Raw genomic sequence first — 17,632 nt, 5'->3', positions numbered from 1 at the left:
CGGCTCAGACCTCCCGGCTCTCGGCGCCGGCGGACCGGTCGGCGGTGATCGCGGCGCTGATCGCGGCGACCTCGGCGTCGGGCAGCCGGACGGCGCCCTCCGCGTCGATCCGGTAGAGGATCGGGTAGAGCCGGCGCACCGCGTCGGGCCCGCCGGTGGCGGAGTCGTCGTCGGCGGCGTCGTAGAGCGCCTCGACCAGGGTGCGGGTGGCGGCGTCGGCGGACAGGCCCGGGCGCCAGGTCTTCTTCAGCGAGCCGCGGGCGAACAGCGAGCCTGAGCCGACGGAGGCGTAGCCGCGCTCCTCGTAGTTCCCGCCGGTGACGTCGTAGCTGAAGATGCGTCCGGGGCTGACGCCCTCGGCTGCGTCGAGGTCGTAACCGGCGAAGAGCGGGACGACGGCCAGGCCCTGCAGCGCGGCGCCGAGGTTGCCGCGGATCATCGCGGCCAGCCGGTTCGCCTTGCCGTCGAGGGACATCGTCATCCCCTCGATCTTCTCGTAGTGCTCCAGCTCGACCTGGTACAGCCGGACCATCTCGATCGCGATGCCGGCGGCCCCGGCGATGCCGATGACCGACCAGGAGTCGGCGGCGTAGACCTTCTCGATGTCGCGGGAGGAGATCAGGTTGCCCATGGTGGCGCGGCGGTCACCGCCCATCAGCACCCCGCCGTCGAAGGTCGCGGCGACGATCGTGGTGCCGTGCGGCGCGAGGTCGCCCATGGGGACCGCCGGCACCGGCCGGCGGCCGGGCAGCAGCTCGGGGGCGGTGGAGCCGAGGAAGTCGGTGAAGGACGAGCCCACCCGGTCCAGGTAGGCGGGGGTGAACCCGCTCCGTCCGGTGCTCTGGTCGCTCACGCGTCCGCCTCTCCTGCCGTCCGACGACGGTCCGACTGCTCGCCCTGGTCGTGCCTGTCCGTGCTGCGCCGACCGGGGCGGGACCCCCGTCGCTCGCGTCTGTCCGACCCTAGTGCGGGTGTCGTCGTGCAGCCGGTCGGTGGGTCGACGGCTGCCGCGGGCTCCCCGCGGTGCCGCTCCACGTAGTCGGCGGCGAGCCGGAGCCTCACCGGGTCGTCGAGGAAGAGACCCAGGCCCATGTTGCAGCGCCCACAGAGCAGCGCCCTGATGCGTCCGGTGCTGTGGTCGTGGTCCAGGTGAGCGGCACCCAGGTCCCCACAGACCGCGCAGGCGTCGCCCTGTTGCGTGCGGAGCTCGGCAACCGTCGCGCGGCTGATGCCGTACTTCTGCCGGAAGTAGGCCTCCTTGCTCGTCTCTCGCCGGCACGGTCGGCACTCGGACCCGAACCCTGATGCCGTGCGCGCGTTGACGCTGAACTCCTCGACCGGGACGGCGTGCCGACACGTGGGACACCACCGATGGCCCTCAGGGACCCAGGAGGTGTCTCTCACCTCTCGACCTCGGGCTGCCCTGCTGTCCCGGTACCACCTGCGGTTGCGTCGACGGTTGCACGCGAGGCAGTAGAAGGACAAACCGTCGGGTCGCGCCTTGTTGCTCCCGAACGCCGACGCCGGCAGGTCCTCCGAGCAGGCGGGGCACGTCTTGGAGTCCATCACTCAACGTGACGGAGCGGTCACTCCCCGCCCTTCTGTACGTACGACTTCACGAACTCTTCCGCGTTCTGCTCCAGCACCCCGTCGATCTCGTCGAGGATGGAGTCCACGTCCTCGGTGACCTTCTCGTGCCGCTCGGCCACGTCGGTCTCGACCGCGGCCTCGACCTCCCCGGTCTCCTCGCGCGACCGCGTCGCCTTCTGCTGCCCGCCGGTGTCCCTGGTGGCCATGGGGCCCTCCCGATCTCCAGTGCTGTGCGGCACCGGTGTGGTGCCTGCCCGCAAGCTACCCGCGGGGAGTGACAGTCCGGTGGCAGCTGTGGGGACTCAGCCGCCGGTGAGGGTGTCGACCAGCTCCTGGGCGCTGCCCACCGAGTCGAAGAGGGCACCCACGTGCTCCCGGGTGCCGCGCAGCGGCTCCATGGTGGGCACCCGCACGAGGTTCTCCCGGCCCAGGTCGAAGACCACCGAGTCCCACGACGCGGCGGCCACCTGGGCGGGGTAGCGCCGCAGGCACTCCCCGCGGAAGAACGCCCGGGTGTCGGCGGGCGGGGTGCCCATGGCCGCGGTCACCTCGTCCTCGGTGACCAGCGTCTGCATCGACCCGCGCGCCACCAGGCGCTGGTACAGGCCCTTGTCGGGGCGGATGTCGGAGTACTGCAGGTCGACCAGGGCCAGCCGGGCGTCGCCCCAGGAGAGCCCGTCGCGCTTGCGGTAGCCCTCGAGCAGGCGCAGCTTGGCCGGCCAGTCCAACCGGTCGGCGCAGCGCATGGGGTCGATCGCGAGGTCCTCGAGCACCTCGGCCCACCTGGCCAGCACGTCGTGGGTCTGCGGGTCGTCGTCCCCGGTCGCAGCGACGTGCGCGCGGGCCATCGCCAGGTACTCCTGCTGGACCTCCAGCGCGGTGAGCCGTCGGCCGTCGCGCAGCTGGACCCGGTGGGTCAGCGTCGGGTCGTGGCTGACCGCCTGCAGCTCCTCCACCGACTCCTCGATGGTGAGGTCCTGGGTGAGCGTGCGGGCCTCGATCATGGCCAGCACCAACGCCGTCGTCCCGACCTTGAGGTAGGTGGACAGCTCGGCGAGGTTGGCGTCGCCGATGATCACGTGCAGCCGGCGGTGCTCCTCGGGGTTGGCGTGCGGCTCGTCCCGGGTGTTGATGATCGGACGCTTCAGCGTCGTCTCCAGGCCGACCTCGACCTCGAAGAAGTCCGCCCGCTGGGAGAGCTGGAAGCCCTGGGTGCGGCCCTCGACGCCGATCCCGACCCGGCCGGCGCCCGCGAAGACCTGCCGGGTGACGAAGAACGGGATCAGTCCGCGGACGATGTCCAGGAACGGCGTCCGGCGGTCCATCAGGTAGTTCTCGTGCGCCCCGTAGGACTGGCCCTTGCCGTCGGTGTTGTTCTTGTACAGCTGGATGGGCGTGCTGCCGGGCACCCGGGCGGCCCGGATCGAGGCCTCGACCATCACCCGCTCCCCCGCCTTGTCCCACAGCACGACGTCGCGCGGGCTGGTGACCTCGGGCGTGGAGTACTCGGGATGGGCGTGGTCGACGTAGAGCCGGGCGCCGTTGGTGAGCACGACGTTGGCCATGCCCGGGTCCTCGTCGGGGTCGGCGTGGTCCAGCGCCCGTGCGGGTGCCCGGTCGAAGCCGCGGGCGTCACGCAGCGGGGACTCCTCCTCGAAGTCCCAGCGCGGACGACGGCGCGAGGGCGCCTCGGCCGGGGCCCAGGCGTTCACGACCTGGCTGGACAGGGTGGTCGGGTTCGCCCCGGGCTGCCCCGGGATCGAGATGCCGTACTCCAGTTCGGTCCCCATGACCCGCCGCACGCTCATGCCGGTCACAGTAGGCGGGCGACGCCGACCCTCCGGGGCCTGCGTCAGGGCAGCAGGCTGCCCGTGGTCTCGCTCCCGTCGGCCGGCACGAGGATGCACTCGGCGTAGGGGTAGCCCTCCCAGCCCTCCTGGTCGTCGGTGGTGATGTCGACCAGCACACCCGCGGGCACCGGGCCGCCGAGGTACTGCACCGCGCTGGACTGGCAGGACTGGGCGTACACCGCCCGGGCGGCCGGGTCGGTCGGGTACGGGGACCCCTCGGCGACGTCGGCGGTGCCCCCGCTTGGCTCGGCGAAGTGCGGCTCGGTGCAGGGCACCGTCTCCTGGCTGACGACATCGCCGGACAGGCAGTACAGGTAGGCGTCCCGGTCCGGGCCGGCCAACGCACCGGCCATCCGGCCCGGGGCCACCTCCGGGGAGGAGTAGCCGTAGTAGACGTCGCAGGCCACCCACCGGGCCCCGGCCGCCCACTGCTCCTGGGTGGGCAGCACCTGGGCGTAGGAGGCGTACAGCTGGTACAGGCTCTCGTCACCCAGGTACTCCTGGGGGGTGTCGTACCTGCAGACGTCGTCGTAGGCGGCACCCAGGTAGTCGTCGTCCAGGTCGTCCACCGTCGGGTACGCGGCGTCCAGCGGCAGCCCGGTGTCGACCACGACCGCCGTCTCGGACGTGTGGTCCTCGTCGCAGTCGACGACCGCCGGCGGCTCGAGCGGCAGGTAGGCGACCTCGAGGTCGTGGCAGGTGCCGATGGCCGGGGCCTCGAACAACGGGTCGTCACCGGGGGTCACCACCGCGGCCGCACCGGGGCTCGCCGTCCCCTCGACGGTGCTGGTGCAGCCGGCCAGCACCAGCACCAGACCGGCCAGCAGGGTCCCCGTCCTGAGTCGCGTCACCGGCCCATCGTGGCCCATGCACGCCCGGGCCCCCGGCACCACACGGTGGCGGGGGCCCGGACGAGCGGTGCTGCTACAGGTACTGCCCGGTGTTCGTCGCGGTGTCGATGGCCCGGCCGCTCTCGTTGCCCTTGCCGCTGATCAGCGTGCGGATGTAGACGATCCGCTCGCCCTTCTTGCCCGAGATCCGCGCCCAGTCGTCGGGGTTGGTCGTGTTCGGGAGGTCCTCGTTCTCCTTGAACTCGTCGACGCAGGCCGCCATCAGGTGCCCGACCCGCAGCCCGTGCACGCCGGTCTCCAGGTGGTCCTTGATGGCCATCTTCTTGGCCCGGTCGACGATGTTCTGCAGCATCGCCCCGGAGTTGAAGTCCTTGAAGTACAGGACCTCCTTGTCCCCGTTGGCGTACGTCACCTCGAGGAAGCGGTTCTCCTCGGTCTCGGTGTACATCCGCTCGACGGTGGCCTGGATCATCCCGTCGATGGTCGCCTCGCGGCTGCCCCCGTGCTCGGCCAGGTCACCGGCGTGGATCGGCAGCGTGGTGGTCAGGTACTTGCCGAAGATGTCCCGGGCAGCCTCGGCGTCGGGGCGCTCGATCTTGATCTTCACGTCGAGCCGGCCGGGCCGCAGGATGGCCGGGTCGATCATGTCCTCGCGGTTGGAGGCGCCGATGACGATGACGTTCTCCAGGCCCTCGACGCCGTCGATCTCGCTGAGCAGCTGCGGGACGATCGTGGACTCGACGTCGGAGCTCACGCCGGTGCCACGGGTGCGGAAGATGGAGTCCATCTCGTCGAAGAAGACGATGACCGGGGCGCCCTCGCTGGCCTTCTCCCGGGCCCGCTGGAAGACCAGCCGGATGTGCCGCTCGGTCTCCCCGACGTACTTGTTCAGCAGCTCGGGGCCCTTGATGTTGAGGAAGTAGGACCGCGCGCGGGTGGCCTCCTCGGCCCCGTGTGCGACGGCGATCTGCTTGGCCAGGGAGTTGGCGACCGCCTTGGCGATCAGCGTCTTCCCGCACCCGGGGGGCCCGTACAGCAGGATCCCCTTGGGCGGGCGCAGCTCGTAGGTCTTGAACAGGTCCTTGTGCAGGAACGGCATCTCCACGGCGTCCCGGATCTGCTCGATCTGCCGGGACAGGCCGCCGATGTCGCCGTAGTCGATGTCGGGGACCTCCTCGAGGATGAGCTCCTCGACCTCGCTCTTGGGGATCCGCTCGTAGACGAAGCCCGACCGGGACTCCATCAGCAGCGAGTCGCCGCTGCGCAGCTTCTGCCCGGTCAGGGAGTCGGCGAGCTGGACCACCCGCTCCTCGTCGGTGTTGCCGACGACCAGCGCGCGACGGGGCTGGCCCTCGATCGGCTCGAGCAGCTCCTTGAGCGTCACGACGTCCCCGGAGCGCTCGAAGCCCCGGGCCTCGACGACGTTCATCGCCTCGTTGAGCATCAGCTCCTGGCCGTACTGCAGGCCCTCGGTGTCGACCGCCGGGGACACCGAGACACGCAGCTTGCGACCACCGGTGAACACGTCGACGCTGCCGTCCTCGAAGCGGCCGAGGAACACCCCGTACCCCGACGGGGGCTGCCCGAGGCGGTCGATCTCCTCCTTGAGCTGCACCAGCTGGTCGCGGGCACCCCGGAGGGTCTCGGCCAGCTTGTCGTTGCGCTCGGAGAGGAAGGCCGTGCGGCCCTCCGCCTCGGCCAGCCGCTCCTCGAGCACGCGCTGCTGCCGCGGGCTCTCGGACACCTTGCGGCGGAGCAGGCCGATCTCCTCCTCGAGGTAGGAGATCTGGGCGACCAGGGAGGCGGCGTCACGTTCACGCCGCGCTCGGAACTCGTCAGGGCCGAGAGAGCCCATCACGCACCTCCACAGACATCAGGGGGAGCCGGAGCAGCCACTGTATCCACGGCGTACGACAGTCCGCCGCGCTCCGCGGCTCCCGTCCGTGACGTCTGGACGACGCCGGGCCCCACCGGCCCCAGCGGGTCCGGGGGCCCGTCTCAGATGCGGCGGGCCTTGCGCGCCCGCATCGGGGCGACCGCACCCTCGGCCAGCCGGCGGGTGGTGACCAGGAACGCCGTGTGGGCCACCATCCGGTGCTCGGGACGGACGGCGAGACCCACGGCGTGCCACGGGCGCAGCAGCGTCTCCCAGGCGTTCGGCTCGGTCCAGGAGCCCTGCGCGCGCAGCGCCTCGACGTAGGTGGACAGCTGGGTCACCGTGGCCACGTAGCCGACGAGGACGCCTCCCGGCCGCAGCGCCGCGGCGACCGTGGGCAGCACGGCCCAGGGCTCGAGCATGTCCAGCACCACCCGGTCGACGGTCTCCTCCGCCGGGTGCTGGTCCAGGTCCCCCAGCCGCAGCGACCAGTTCTCCGGCACCTCGCCCAGGAAGGCCTCCACGTTGCCGCGGGCCACGTCGGCGAAGTCCTCCCGGCGCTCGTAGCTGGTCAGCGTGCCGGTGGTGCCGACGGCCCGCAGCAGCGAGCAGGACAGGGCCCCGGAGCCGGCGCCGGCCTCGAGCACCTTCATGCCGGGGCCGATGTCGCCGAACCCGACGATCTGGGCGGCGTCCTTGGGGTAGATGACCTGCGCGCCCCGGGGCATCGACAGCACGAAGTCCGCCAGCAGCGGGCGGAAGGCCAGGTAGCCGGTGTTCGCCGTGGAGTGGACGACGCAGCCCTCGGGCGAGCCGATGAGGTCGTCGTGCTCGATCGCGCCGCGGTGGGTGTGGAACTGCTTGCCCGGCACGAGGACGACGGTGTGCATCCGGCCCTTGGGGTCGGTCAGCTGCACCCGGTCGCCCTCCACGAAGGCGCCCTCCACGGGCTCCCGGGGCTCCGCGGGCAGCACGGGCTCTCCGGCGGTGTCCCCGTCCAGCTCGGGCTCGGGCTCACCGGCGGGGACGTCGGCCGGGGTCGGGTCCTCGGGGACGTCGGGGGTGGCGGCATCGGGCTCGGGGCTCACGGGGGCGTCCTGCTGGGGTTCCACGGGCGCCGAGCCTACGGAGCGGCGCGGGTGCGCGGTTCTGTCACACCCCCCGCCTACGGTCGGGTCATGACGACGACGGAGCCGGCGGTGCCGCTCGACCCGGGTCCCTCGGCCCCCCGGCGGCCCTCGCTGTCGCCGTCCCGGGCGGCGGACTTCAAGAAGTGCCCACTGCTCTACCGCTTCCGCACCATCGACCGGTTGCCCGAGAAGAAGTCCCGGGCCGCCGTGCGCGGCACGCTGGTGCACACCGTTCTGGAGAAGCTGTACGACCTGCCGGCCACCGAGCGCACCGTCGCCGCGGCGCAGGAGCTGATCGACCCCGCGTGGGCGGAACTGCGCCAGGAGCCCGGCGTCGCCGAGCTGTTCGCCGAGGCGGCCGACACCGCCGACCTCGAGGCGTGGCTGGCCTCGGCCGGCACGCTCGTCGAGACCTACTTCCGGCTGGAGGACCCCACCCGGCTGCAGCCCGCCGCCCGGGAGGAGCTGGTCGAGGTCACGCTGCCCGACGGACTGCTGCTGCGCGGGTTCGTCGACCGCCTCGACGTCGCCCGCAACGGCGCGCTGCGGGTGGTCGACTACAAGACCGGGGCGGTGCCCCGGGAGGCCTTCGAGTCCACCGCGCTGTTCCAGATGAAGTTCTACGCACTGGTGTTGTGGCGCACCCGCGGGGTCGTCGCCGCCCAGCTCAAGCTGATCTACCTGAAGGACGGCTCGGTCCTCACGTACGCCCCCGACGAGGCCGAGCTGCTCCGCTTCGAGCGGACCCTGCAGGCGATCTGGGCGGCCATCGCGACGGCGGTGCAGACCGGGGACTTCCGGCCGAACAAGAACCGGCTCTGCGGGTGGTGCGACCACCAGGAGTTCTGTCCGTCCTTCGGGGGCACCCCGCCCCCGTTCCCCGCCGAGGCCGCGGCCGCGGCGGGGTGGCGGACGACGCTGCCCGTCCTCGTCGGCTGACGGGGCTCAGCGGGCGACGGGCTCCCGGGCGCCCACCAGGTCCTGCAGGTCGGCCACGCCCAGCCCGGCGAGGGTCGGGCGGACCGTGAGACCCGGCAGCACGGGCAGGTCCTGCAGCGCGGGCACGCCGAGCACGGCGCACCCCGCTGCGAGACCGGCGGTGACCCCGGCGAGGGAGTCCTCGACCACGACGCACCTGGTCGGGTCCACGTCGAGCGCGGCTGCGGCCTGCAGGTAGGGCGCCGGGTCGGGCTTGACCGCCGGCACCTCGTCGCCGAACACCTCGACGGCGAACGGCGCGGTGCCCAGGTCCGCGGCGAGGTGGCGCACCACGATGCTGGCCAGCGGCCGGTGCGTCGTGGTCACCAGGGCGGTCGGCACACCGCCGGCCAGGGCCGCGGCCAGCAGGTCACGGGCCCCGGGCCGCCAGCTGACGCCCGCGGTCAGCATCTCCATGACCCGCCCCTGCAACCACCGGTCGTCGCCCTCGGCGTCCTGGGTCGCCGGGTCGAGGCCGAGGTCGGCGTAGAGCAGCTGCAGCGAGACCGGCACGGAGACCCCGGTCATCGCCGGCCGCACCTCCGCCGACAGCTGGCCGCCCAGCCGCACGGCGAGCTCCTCGAGCCCGACGTCCCAGTAGTGCTCGGTCTCCACCAGCGTGCCGTCCATGTCGAACAGCACCGCAGCCAGGTCCCTCACTCGTCCTCCGTCCGGTAGCCCAGGTTCGGGGACAGCCACTTCTCGGCCTCGGCGACGGTCCAGCCCTTGCGCTCGGCGTAGTCGGTGACCTGGTCGCGGGCGACCCGGCCCAGCACGAAGTACTGCGACTGCGGGTGGGAGAAGTAGAGCCCGCTCACCGCGGCCCCGGGCCACATGGCCATCGACTCGGTCAGCTCGATCCCGGTGGTTGCCTCGGCGTCCAGCAGGTCCCAGATCGCGAGCTTCTCGGTGTGCTCGGGACAGGCCGGGTAGCCCGGGGCGGGCCGGATGCCGACGTACTTCTCGGCCAGCAGCGCGTCGGGGTCCAGCCGCTCGTCGGCGGAGTAGCCCCAGAACTCGGTGCGCACCCGCTCGTGCAACCGCTCGGCGAACGCCTCGGCGAGCCGGTCGGCCAGGGACTCCAGCAGGATCGCGGAGTAGTCGTCCAGGTCGGCCTTGAACTCCGCGACCTTGTCCGCCGAGCCCAGGCCGGCGGTGACCGCGAAGGCGCCCACGTGGTCGTGCAGCCCGGTCGAGACCGGCGCGACGAAGTCGGCCAGGGACTTGCGGGCCGAACCGTCGCGGCCCTCGGTCTGCTGGCGCAGGTGGTGCAGGGTCGTCCGGACCTGCGTGCGTGCCTCGTCGGCGTAGACGGTGAGGTCCTCGGTGCCGTCGACCCGGGCGGCCGGGAAGAGCCCGAACACCCCGGCCGCGCGGAGCCACTTCTCCTCGATCAGCTGGTCGAGCATGACCTGCGCGTCGTCGTAGAGCCGGCGCGCGGCCTCTCCGGTGGAGGGGTTGTTGAGGATGTCGGGGAACCGGCCGCGCATCTCCCACGCGTTGAAGAACGGCTGCCAGTCGATGTAACGGCGCAGCTCCTCGAGCGGGTAGTCGGTGAACGTGCGGACGAACTGGGTGGCGTGCCCGGCCGGGTGGTCGCACACCGGGCCGCTGCACACGTCCCGGGCCTGCTGCAGGAGCATCCGCGGCCGCGGCGGCTGGTAGTCCGTCCAGTCGATCTCCGGGGCCCGCTCGCGGGCGGCGGCCAGCGGCAGCAGTGAGCGGGTGTCCTCCCGGGCGGCGTGCCGCTCGCGGAGGGCGTCGTAGTCGGCGTCGGTGGCCGCCAGCAGGCCGGGCCGCTGCTCGTCGGACAGCAGCGCGGCCACCACCGGCACCGAGCGCGACGCGTCCTTCACCCAGATGACCGGGCCGTGGTACTTCTGGTCGACCTTCACCGCGGTGTGCGCCCGCGAGGTGGTCGCGCCGCCGATCATCAGCGGGATGTCCAGGCCCTGCCGCTCCATCTCGGCAGCGAAGTCCACCATCTGGTCCAGCGACGGGGTGATCAGCCCGGACAGCCCGATCACGTCGGCGCCGTGCTCCTTGGCGGCGTCCAGGATCTTCTGCGCCGGGACCATCACGCCCAGGTCGATGACCTCGTAGTTGTTGCACTGCAGGACGACGCCGACGATGTTCTTGCCGATGTCGTGCACGTCGCCCTTGACGGTGGCCATGACGACGCGACCGTTGCTCCGCTCGACGTCCCCGGGCTGCTTCTCGGCCTCGATGTGCGGGATGAGGTGGGCGACGGCCTTCTTCATCACCCGGGCGCTCTTCACCACCTGGGGCAGGAACATCTTGCCGGCGCCGAACAGGTCACCGACGACGTTCATGCCGTCCATCAGCGGCCCCTCGATGACCTCGATGGGCCGGCCGCCGCGGGCGGAGATCTCCAGCCGCAGCTCCTCAGTGTCGCTCTCGGCGAACTCGTCGATGCCCTTGACCAGGGCGTGGGTGATCCGCTCCCCCACCGGCAGCGAGCGCCACTCCTCGGTGGCGACCTCCTTGACGGTCCCGTCGCCGGCGAAGTCCGCGGCGATCTCGAGCAGCCGTTCGGTGGAGTCCGGGCGCCGGTTGAGGACGACGTCCTCGATCCGCTCGCGGAGCAGCTCGGGCACCTCGTCGTAGACCTCCAGCGCCCCGGCGTTGACGATGCCCATCGTCATGCCGGCCCGGATGGCGTGGAAGAGGAACACGGCGTGGATGGCCTCGCGCACCGGGTTGTTGCCGCGGAAGCTGAAGGAGACGTTGGAGACACCGCCCGAGACGTGCGCCCCGGGCAGGTTCTCGCTGATCCACCGGGTGGCCTCGATGAAGTCCACGCCGTAGTTCGCGTGCTCCTCGATGCCGGTGGCGACGGCGAAGACGTTCGGGTCGAAGATGACGTCCTCGGGCGGGAAGCCCACGCCGTCCACGAGCAGGTCGTAGGCTCGGCGGCAGATCTGCTTGCGCCGCTCGAGGGTGTCGGCCTGGCCGTCCTCGTCGAAGGCCATGACGACGACGGCGGCCCCGTGCTTGCGGCACAGCCGCGCCTCGCGGAGGAACTTCTCCTCGCCCTCCTTGAGGGAGATCGAGTTGACGATCGCCTTGCCCTGCACGCACTTGAGGCCGGCCTCGATGACCTCCCACTTGGAGGAGTCGACCATCATCGGCACCCGGCTGATGTCGGGCTCGGAGGCGATGAGCTTGACGAAGCGGTCCATCGCGGCGACGCCGTCGATCATCCCCTCGTCCATGTTCACGTCGATGACCTGCGCGCCGGCCTCGACCTGCTGGCGGGCCACGGCGAGGGCCGCGGGGTAGTCCCCGGCCTTGATCAGGTTCCGGAAGCGGGCCGAGCCGGTGATGTTGGTGCGCTCGCCGACGTTGACGAACAGCGACTCCTCGGTGACGGTCAACGGCTCCAGGCCGCTGAGCCGCAGGGCCGGGGAGACCTCGGCCGGGGTCCGGGGCGCGCGACCCGCCACCGCGCCGGCGATCGCGCCGATGTGGGCGGGGGTGGTGCCGCAGCAGCCGCCGACCAGGTTCACGAAGCCGGCGCCGGCGAACTCCTCGAGCACCGCGGCGGTCTCGGACGGGGACTCGTCGTACTCCCCGAACGCGTTGGGCAGCCCGGCGTTGGGGTAGCAGGAGACGAACGTGTCGGCCATCCGGGACAGCTCGGCGATGTAGGGCCGCATCTCGGCGGCGCCCAGCGCGCAGTTGAGCCCCACCAGCAGCGGCTTGACGTGCCGGATGGAGTGCCAGAACGCCTCGGTGACCTGCCCGGACAGCGTGCGGCCCGAGGCGTCGGTGATGGTCCCGGAGATCATCACCGGCCAGCGGCGGCCGCGCTCCTCGAACAGCGTCTCGACGGCGAAGATCGCCGCCTTCGCGTTCAGCGTGTCGAAGACCGTCTCGACCAGCAGCACGTCGGAGCCGCCGTCGACGAGGCCGTTGGCCTGTTCCAGGTAGGCCTCGACCAGCTCGTCGAAGGTGACGTTGCGGGCGCCGGGGTCGTTGACGTCGGGGCTGATGGACGCCGTCCGGCTGGTCGGACCGATCGCGCCGACCACGAAGCGCGGCTTGTCCGGGGTGGAAGCGGCGTCCGCGGCCTCCCGGGCCAGCGAGGCGCTGGCCACGTTCAGCTCGTAGGCCAGCTCGCTCATGCCGTAGTCCGACAGCGAGATCGAGGTGGCGTTGAAGGTGTTGGTCTCGAGCAGGTCGGCACCCGCGGCGAGGTACTCCTCGTGGATGCCGCGGATGACGTCGGGCGCGGTGATCGACAGCAGGTCGTTGTTGCCCTGCACGTCGGAGGGCCAGTCGGCGAAGCGCTCGCCGCGGTAGCCGGCCTCGTCGGGCCGGTCGCGCTGGATCGCGGTGCCCATGGCGCCGTCCAGCACGAGGATCCGCTGCTGCAGGAGCGCGGTCAGCTCGGCGGTGGCGTCCGGACGGAGGTGCGCGCTGGGCGCGGTGGTGTCGGGCACGGGGGTCCTCGGAGGTCGGTGCAGCAGGTGTGTCGTACCGGGACCGGGGGGTCCGGGCACGACGTCCGGCGGGCTCGCCTTCGCCCCGGCGTCCACGCACGGGGAACCCCATCTTCCCACTCCCGTCCAGCACCCCGGTCCAGACGTGCCGGGAGCGACCCGGTCCTGCGCCCCGGGCGACGTAGGCTCGGAGGGGTGATCGACCCGACGTCCACCGCCGATGCCCTGCCCCAGCTCACCGACCCCGTCGTCGTCGTGGCCTTCGAGGGCTGGAACGACGCCGGGGACGCCGCGACCGGCGCGCTGGAGCACCTGGAGCTCATCTGGGACGCCGAACCGCTGGCCGCGCTGGACCCCGAGGACTACTACGACTTCCAGGTCAACCGGCCCACCGTGTCCCTCGTCGACGGCGTCAGCCGCCGGATGGAGTGGCCCACCACGCGCATCTCGGTGGCCAAGCGACCGGCCGGCAGCGAGCGGGACGTGGTCCTGGTGCGCGGCATCGAGCCCAACATGCGCTGGCGGAGCTTCTGCGCCGAGCTGATCGAGATCCTCGTCGAGCTCGACGCCTCGACCGTGGTCTCCCTGGGCGCGCTGCTGGCCGACACCCCGCACACCCGTCCCACCCCGGTCACCGGCTCGGCCTACGACACCGAGTCCGCGCAGACCTGGGGCCTGGAGACCTCCCGCTACGAGGGGCCCACGGGCATCCTCGGGGTCTTCCAGGACGCGTGCGTCCAGGCCGGGCTGCCCGCGGTGAGCTTCTGGGCCGCCGTCCCGCACTACGTCTCCCAGCCGCCGTCCCCCCGGGCGACGATGGCGCTGCTTCAGCGGGTCGAGGAGGTCCTGGAGGTCACCGTGCCGATGGGCGCCCTGCCCCAGCAGGCCGAGGACTGGGTCAAGACCGTCGACGAGATGGCCCAGGAGGACGAGGAGGTCGTCGAGTACGTCCGCACCCTGGAGGAGCGGGCCACCGAGAGCGACCTGTCCGAGGCCAACGGCGACCAGATCGCCCGCGAGTTCGAGCGGTACCTCAAGCGCCGCGGCACCGCCGGCGGCTCCTGATCTGACGAGAAGCGCCTTTCTCGTCGTCCCGGACGACGAGAAGGGCGCTCGTCGTCAGGGCAGGAGCGGGGTCATCAGGGACGTCGCGTTGCTGTCGAAGAGACGGTCGTGCATGGCGAGGGCGTAGCGGTCGGTCATGCCCGAGACGTGGTCGACGACCTGGGTGACCAGGTCGGCCTCGGTGTCCCGGTACGTGGCCGGGATGAGCTCGGGGTGGGCCAGGTGGTGGTCGACCAGCCGGCGTATGACGTCGATGGCCACGTGCTTCTGCCCGGCCGCGACGGGTGACTCGTAGACCCGCTCGAACATGAACGTGCGCAGCTCGTGCATGGCCTCGAGCGCGTCGGGCTCCATGACGACAGCCGAGCCACCGGCCAGACTGCCGGCGACGACGGCGTCGATCATCGAACCGACCATCTCGCTGCCGGGCTCCCCGAAGACCGCGCGGGCGCGGGCGGGCAGGTCGGCCGGGCGCAGCACCCCGGCGCGGACGGCGTCCAGCGCGTCGTGGGACAGGTAGCCGATCCGGTCGGCGTAGCGCACGCACTCGCCCTCGCGGGTGGTCGGCGGCGGGCTGATCTTCCAGCTGTGCGCCCGGACGCCGTCCCGGACCTCCCAGGTGAGGTTGAGGTCCTCGAGCACTTCGACGATGCGCACGCCCTGGGCCGCGTGGTGCCAGCCGCCGGGCACGTAGGGCTCCAGCGCGTCCTCACCGATGTGCCCGAACGGGGAGTGCCCCACGTCGTGGCCCAGCGCGATCGCCTCGGCGAGGGTCTCGTTGAGGCTCAGCGCGGCGGCGAGGGAGCGGGCCACCTGGGTGACCTGCAGGGTGTGGGTGAGCCGGGTGACGAAGTGGTCGCCGTCGGGGTGCAGGAAGACCTGGGTCTTGTGCTTGAGCCGGCGGAAGGCCTTGGCGTGCAGGATCCGGTCCCGGTCGCGCTCGTACGCCGTCCGCAGCGGGTCCTCGGACTCCGGACGGGCCCGCCCGCGGGTGGCCGTCGACCGAGCCGCCGCCGGCGCGAGCAGCTGCTCGGCCTGCTCGCGGGTGGCCCGGTCGGCCAACCGGAAGGGCGCGGTCACGCGGGGCTCAGAGGGCCACGCCGAGCAGCGCGTCGACGGCATCGCGGACGACGTCGGTCGCGTGCTGGTCGAGCTCCTCGGGCTCGCCCCCGGCCAGCGTCGCCGCGGCCCAGGCGTCGACGGCGGCGATGGCACCGGGTGAGTCCAGGTCGTCGGCCAGCCGCTCGCGCAGGGCGGTCAGGGTCGGGGCGGCGGGGGCGCCGGACTCCCGGTCGACCGCGCGCCGCCAGGTGGCCAACCGCTCCTCGGCGTCGGTCAGCAGGTCGGCCGTCCACGCCCGGTCGGTGCGGTAGTGCCCGGAGAGCAGGGCGAGCCGGATCGCCATCGGGTCGACGCCGTCGCCGCGCAGCCGGGAGACGAACACCAGGTTGCCCCGGCTCTTGCTCATCTTCTCCCCGTCCAGGCCGATCATCGCCGCGTGCACGTAGGCCTGGGCGAAGGGCTTGGTGCCGGTGAGGGCCTCGGCGTGCACGGCGGAGAACTCGTGGTGCGGGAAGACCAGGTCGCTTCCGCCGGCCTGGACGTCGAAGCCCATGCCGATGGTGCCCAGCGCGATCGAGGCGCACTCGACGTGCCAGCCGGGCCGCCCGGCCACGCCCTGGGGGCCGGCCCAGGAGGGCTCGCCCTCGCGGGCCCCGCGCCAGAGCAGCGGGTCGAGCCGGTTGCGCTTGCCCGGGCGGTCAGGGTCTCCCCCGCGCTCGGCGGACAGGCGCAGCATGGTGGCCTCGTCGTAGCCGCTCTCGGTGCCGAAGCCCGGGGCCTGGGAGACGTCGTGGTACACGTCGCCGGTGCCGTCCTCGAGGGTGTAGGCCAGACCGGCGGCCTGCAGCTCCTCGACGTGGGCGACGATCTGCGGGATGGCCTCGACGGCGCCGACGTAGTCCTCGGGCGGCAGCACCCGCAGCGCGGTCATGTCCTCGCGGAACAGCGCGGTCTCCCGCATGCCCAGGACGATCCAGTCCTCGCCGTCCCGGTCCGCGCGCTCGAACAGCGGGTCGTCGACGTCGGTGACGTTCTGCACGTAGTGCACGGCGTGCCCGAGGTCGCGCCACTGCCGGTTCACCAGGTCGAAGGCCAGGTAGGTCGCGGCGTGGCCGAGGTGGGTGGCGTCGTAGGGCGTGATGCCGCAGACGTACATCCGGGCGGTCTGCCCCGGGGTGGTCTGCACGACCTCGCCACGGGCGGTGTCGTGCAACCGCAGGGCAGGGCCGCGACCGGGCAGGGAGGGCAGGAGGGGGGCGGGCCAGCTGAGCACGCACCGAGCCTAGAGCCGACCCCCGACAGCGTCCGCGGGACGGGTCAGAAGGGCGGCCAGGGCAGCGCCGGCCAGTCCCCGCTGGGCTCGGGGTGGGTGCCCGAACGGAGCAGGTCGGCCACCCGCTGCTGGGTGCGGCGCACCTCCCGGCGGGTCAGGTGCTCGTGCAGCTGCTCCCCCAGGTCGCCCATCAGCTGGTGCCGCAGCTTCTCCAGCACCTCGACCGCCTCGTCGGTGAGCGGCTTGCCGGCCCAGCGCCACAGCAGGGTGCGCAGCTTGGGGTCGGGTGAGAAGCAGATGCCGTGGTCGACGCCGTACACGTGGCCGTCGGCCATCGGGATGATGTGCCCGCCCTTGCGGTCGGCGTTGTTGACCACCGCGTCGAAGACGGCCATCCGGCGGAGCTCGGGCACGTCGCGCCGGACGAACGTGGTCATCTCCACCGACGGGTCGGCGTTCTGCCACAGCTGGACCATGCCGCGGCCGAAGGGCCCCTCGCGCAGCACCGTGGGGGGCACCACGCGCCAGCCGGTGGCCTCGGAGACCAGGTAGGTGGCGATCTCCCGGCCGGCCAGCGTGCCGTCGGGGAAGTCCCACAGCGGGCGCTCGCCGGCGACCGGCTTGTAGACGCACTCCCCCGCCAGGGTGTCGGTGCGGATCGCCCCGATCAGGGTGACGTTGCTGGCGTCCAGGAGCCGGCCCTCGAGGTCGAGCTCACCGTCCAGCAGCAGGGTGCGGGCCTCGGCGTCGTCGACCACCCGGCGGCGGTCCCCGTGGTCGAAGCCCAGGGTGTCCAGCTCGCGGGTGCCGTCGTCGACCTCGAGCTCGTCGTCGTCCTCGGGTTCGTCGTCCTCGACCAGGTCGTCGAGCTCCCCGTCGAGGAACGCGTCGACCAGCTCGTCGCCGGTCCGGTCGGGACCGGGCTCGGCCGTGCTCAGCGCCGGTACCCGTTCTGCCGCGGGCAGACGTGCCCGGCGGGGTCCAGCGGCATCGAGCACAGCGGGCAGGCCGGCCGCCCGGCCGAGACCACCCGGCGGGCGCGGGCCACGAAGGAGCGGGCCGCGGCCGGGGTGATGGTCACCCGCAGCGCGTCGGGGCCCTCGTCGGCGTCGGAGAGGATGGCGTCCTCGTCGATCGGCTCCTCACCGGCGGCCACGGCCTCGACCACGACGGCCTCGGCGTCGCCGTCCCAGGCCAGGCCCATGGCGGCGACCCGGAACTCCTCGTCCACCGGGGCGGTGAGCGGGTCGAGGTCGTCGACGTCGGCGTCCGGCGGGACGACGGTGGTGGCACGGGTGGCGATCTCGTCCAGCAGCTCGCTCATCCGCTCGGCGAGCACCTGCACCTGGGACTTCTCCAGGGCGACGCTCACCACCCGGCCGGCCTCGTCGGCGGCCTGCAGGTAGAAGGTCCGGTCGCCCGGCTGACCCACCGTCCCCGCGACGAATCGGGAGGGACGGTCGAAGTGGAAGACCTGGCGTGGCACGTGGA

15 protein-coding genes are annotated in these 17,632 nt (G+C 72.4%); 2 read left to right on the top strand and 13 right to left on the bottom strand.

Going from position 1 to position 17,632, the window contains the following annotated elements; genetic code table 11:
- Nucleotides 1–4: 4 nt before the first annotated feature.
- The 7 genes from prcB to ASG36_RS19320 form a co-directional block, all read right to left on the bottom strand.
- Nucleotides 5–853 (bottom strand): proteasome subunit beta, encoded by an 849-nt coding sequence (gene prcB, locus ASG36_RS19350; protein ID WP_082523332.1) that lies wholly within the window; start codon nucleotides 851–853, stop codon nucleotides 5–7.
- Nucleotides 850–1,566: an endonuclease domain-containing protein gene (locus ASG36_RS19345; RefSeq protein WP_157498981.1), complete on the bottom strand. Its 717-nt coding sequence runs from the start codon at nucleotides 1,564–1,566 to the stop codon at nucleotides 850–852. The genes prcB and ASG36_RS19345 overlap by 4 nt, the downstream gene beginning before the upstream one ends.
- A 20-nt stretch (nucleotides 1,567–1,586) precedes the next feature.
- The gene (locus tag ASG36_RS19340; protein ID WP_055768084.1) at nucleotides 1,587–1,796 is read right to left on the bottom strand and encodes a ubiquitin-like protein Pup; all 210 of its coding nucleotides are present in this window, start codon (nucleotides 1,794–1,796) and stop codon (nucleotides 1,587–1,589) included.
- 96 nt (nucleotides 1,797–1,892) lie between these two features.
- Complete coding sequence (gene dop, locus ASG36_RS19335; RefSeq protein ID WP_055768659.1) at nucleotides 1,893–3,398, bottom strand: depupylase/deamidase Dop; 1,506 nt, start codon at nucleotides 3,396–3,398, stop codon at nucleotides 1,893–1,895.
- Nucleotides 3,399–3,442: 44 nt separating this feature from the next.
- Nucleotides 3,443–4,291, bottom strand: a complete 849-nt coding sequence (locus ASG36_RS19330) for a septum formation family protein (protein ID WP_055768081.1) — start codon at nucleotides 4,289–4,291, stop codon at nucleotides 3,443–3,445.
- Nucleotides 4,292–4,364: 73 nt separating this feature from the next.
- On the bottom strand, nucleotides 4,365–6,146 hold the full coding sequence (arc, locus tag ASG36_RS19325) for a proteasome ATPase (RefSeq protein WP_055768079.1): 1,782 nt from the start codon (nucleotides 6,144–6,146) through the stop codon (nucleotides 4,365–4,367).
- A gap of 143 nt (nucleotides 6,147–6,289) precedes the next feature.
- Nucleotides 6,290–7,279: a tRNA (adenine-N1)-methyltransferase gene (locus ASG36_RS19320; protein ID WP_304437806.1), complete on the bottom strand. Its 990-nt coding sequence runs from the start codon at nucleotides 7,277–7,279 to the stop codon at nucleotides 6,290–6,292.
- 66 nt (nucleotides 7,280–7,345) lie between these two features.
- Between ASG36_RS19320 and ASG36_RS19315 the strand changes: the two genes are divergently transcribed.
- On the top strand, nucleotides 7,346–8,236 hold the full coding sequence (locus tag ASG36_RS19315) for a RecB family exonuclease (protein ID WP_055768075.1): 891 nt from the start codon (nucleotides 7,346–7,348) through the stop codon (nucleotides 8,234–8,236).
- 6 nt (nucleotides 8,237–8,242) lie between these two features.
- Here the strand turns inward: ASG36_RS19315 and ASG36_RS19310 are convergent, their stop codons facing one another.
- Nucleotides 8,243–8,935, bottom strand: coding sequence for an HAD family phosphatase (locus ASG36_RS19310; protein WP_235495296.1), 693 nt, complete (start codon nucleotides 8,933–8,935; stop codon nucleotides 8,243–8,245).
- Nucleotides 8,932–12,741, bottom strand: a complete 3,810-nt coding sequence (gene metH, locus ASG36_RS19305) for a methionine synthase (protein WP_055768072.1) — start codon at nucleotides 12,739–12,741, stop codon at nucleotides 8,932–8,934. The genes ASG36_RS19310 and metH overlap by 4 nt, the downstream gene beginning before the upstream one ends.
- 195 nt (nucleotides 12,742–12,936) lie before the next feature.
- On the opposite strand from metH, the gene ASG36_RS19300 reads away from it, so the two are divergent.
- Nucleotides 12,937–13,806, top strand: a complete 870-nt coding sequence (locus tag ASG36_RS19300; protein WP_055768069.1) for a PAC2 family protein — start codon at nucleotides 12,937–12,939, stop codon at nucleotides 13,804–13,806.
- Nucleotides 13,807–13,860: 54 nt separating this feature from the next.
- On the opposite strand, the gene ASG36_RS19295 is transcribed toward ASG36_RS19300, so the two are convergent.
- From ASG36_RS19295 to ASG36_RS19280, 4 genes are read right to left on the bottom strand one after another with little or no spacing between them, the layout of a single operon-like run.
- Nucleotides 13,861–14,886 carry an HD domain-containing protein gene (locus ASG36_RS19295; protein WP_235495294.1) on the bottom strand — a complete coding sequence of 342 codons (1,026 nt, stop codon included), beginning with the start codon at nucleotides 14,884–14,886 and terminating at the stop codon, nucleotides 13,861–13,863.
- Between the two features lie 7 nt (nucleotides 14,887–14,893).
- Nucleotides 14,894–16,141, bottom strand: coding sequence for a cysteine--1-D-myo-inosityl 2-amino-2-deoxy-alpha-D-glucopyranoside ligase (mshC, locus tag ASG36_RS19290; protein ID WP_055768064.1), 1,248 nt, complete (start codon nucleotides 16,139–16,141; stop codon nucleotides 14,894–14,896).
- A 44-nt stretch (nucleotides 16,142–16,185) separates the two neighbouring features.
- Nucleotides 16,186–17,139: an SCO1664 family protein gene (locus ASG36_RS19285; protein WP_235495292.1), complete on the bottom strand. Its 954-nt coding sequence runs from the start codon at nucleotides 17,137–17,139 to the stop codon at nucleotides 16,186–16,188.
- Nucleotides 17,076–17,627: a DUF3090 family protein gene (locus tag ASG36_RS19280; RefSeq protein ID WP_055768061.1), complete on the bottom strand. Its 552-nt coding sequence runs from the start codon at nucleotides 17,625–17,627 to the stop codon at nucleotides 17,076–17,078. Before ASG36_RS19280 ends, ASG36_RS19285 begins: the two co-directional genes overlap by 64 nt.
- Between the last annotated feature and the right edge of the window lie 5 nt (nucleotides 17,628–17,632).

It is taken from the genome of Geodermatophilus sp. Leaf369, assembly GCF_001424455.1.
Lineage (GTDB): Bacteria > Actinomycetota > Actinomycetes > Mycobacteriales > Geodermatophilaceae > Klenkia.
Note: the sequence above shows the minus strand (reverse complement) of the source record. Positions and strands in the feature narration are given on the sequence as shown.

Coding starts and splice junctions, on each gene's coding strand:
- ASG36_RS19345 (WP_157498981.1), bottom strand. CDS start 1,566: ATGGACTCCAAGACGTGCCCCGCCTGCTCGGAGGACCTGCCGGCGTCG.
- ASG36_RS19340 (WP_055768084.1), bottom strand. CDS start 1,796: ATGGCCACCAGGGACACCGGCGGGCAGCAGAAGGCGACGCGGTCGCGC.
- dop (WP_055768659.1), bottom strand. CDS start 3,398: ATGAGCGTGCGGCGGGTCATGGGGACCGAACTGGAGTACGGCATCTCG.
- arc (WP_055768079.1), bottom strand. CDS start 6,146: ATGGGCTCTCTCGGCCCTGACGAGTTCCGAGCGCGGCGTGAACGTGAC.
- ASG36_RS19315 (WP_055768075.1), top strand. CDS start 7,346: ATGACGACGACGGAGCCGGCGGTGCCGCTCGACCCGGGTCCCTCGGCC.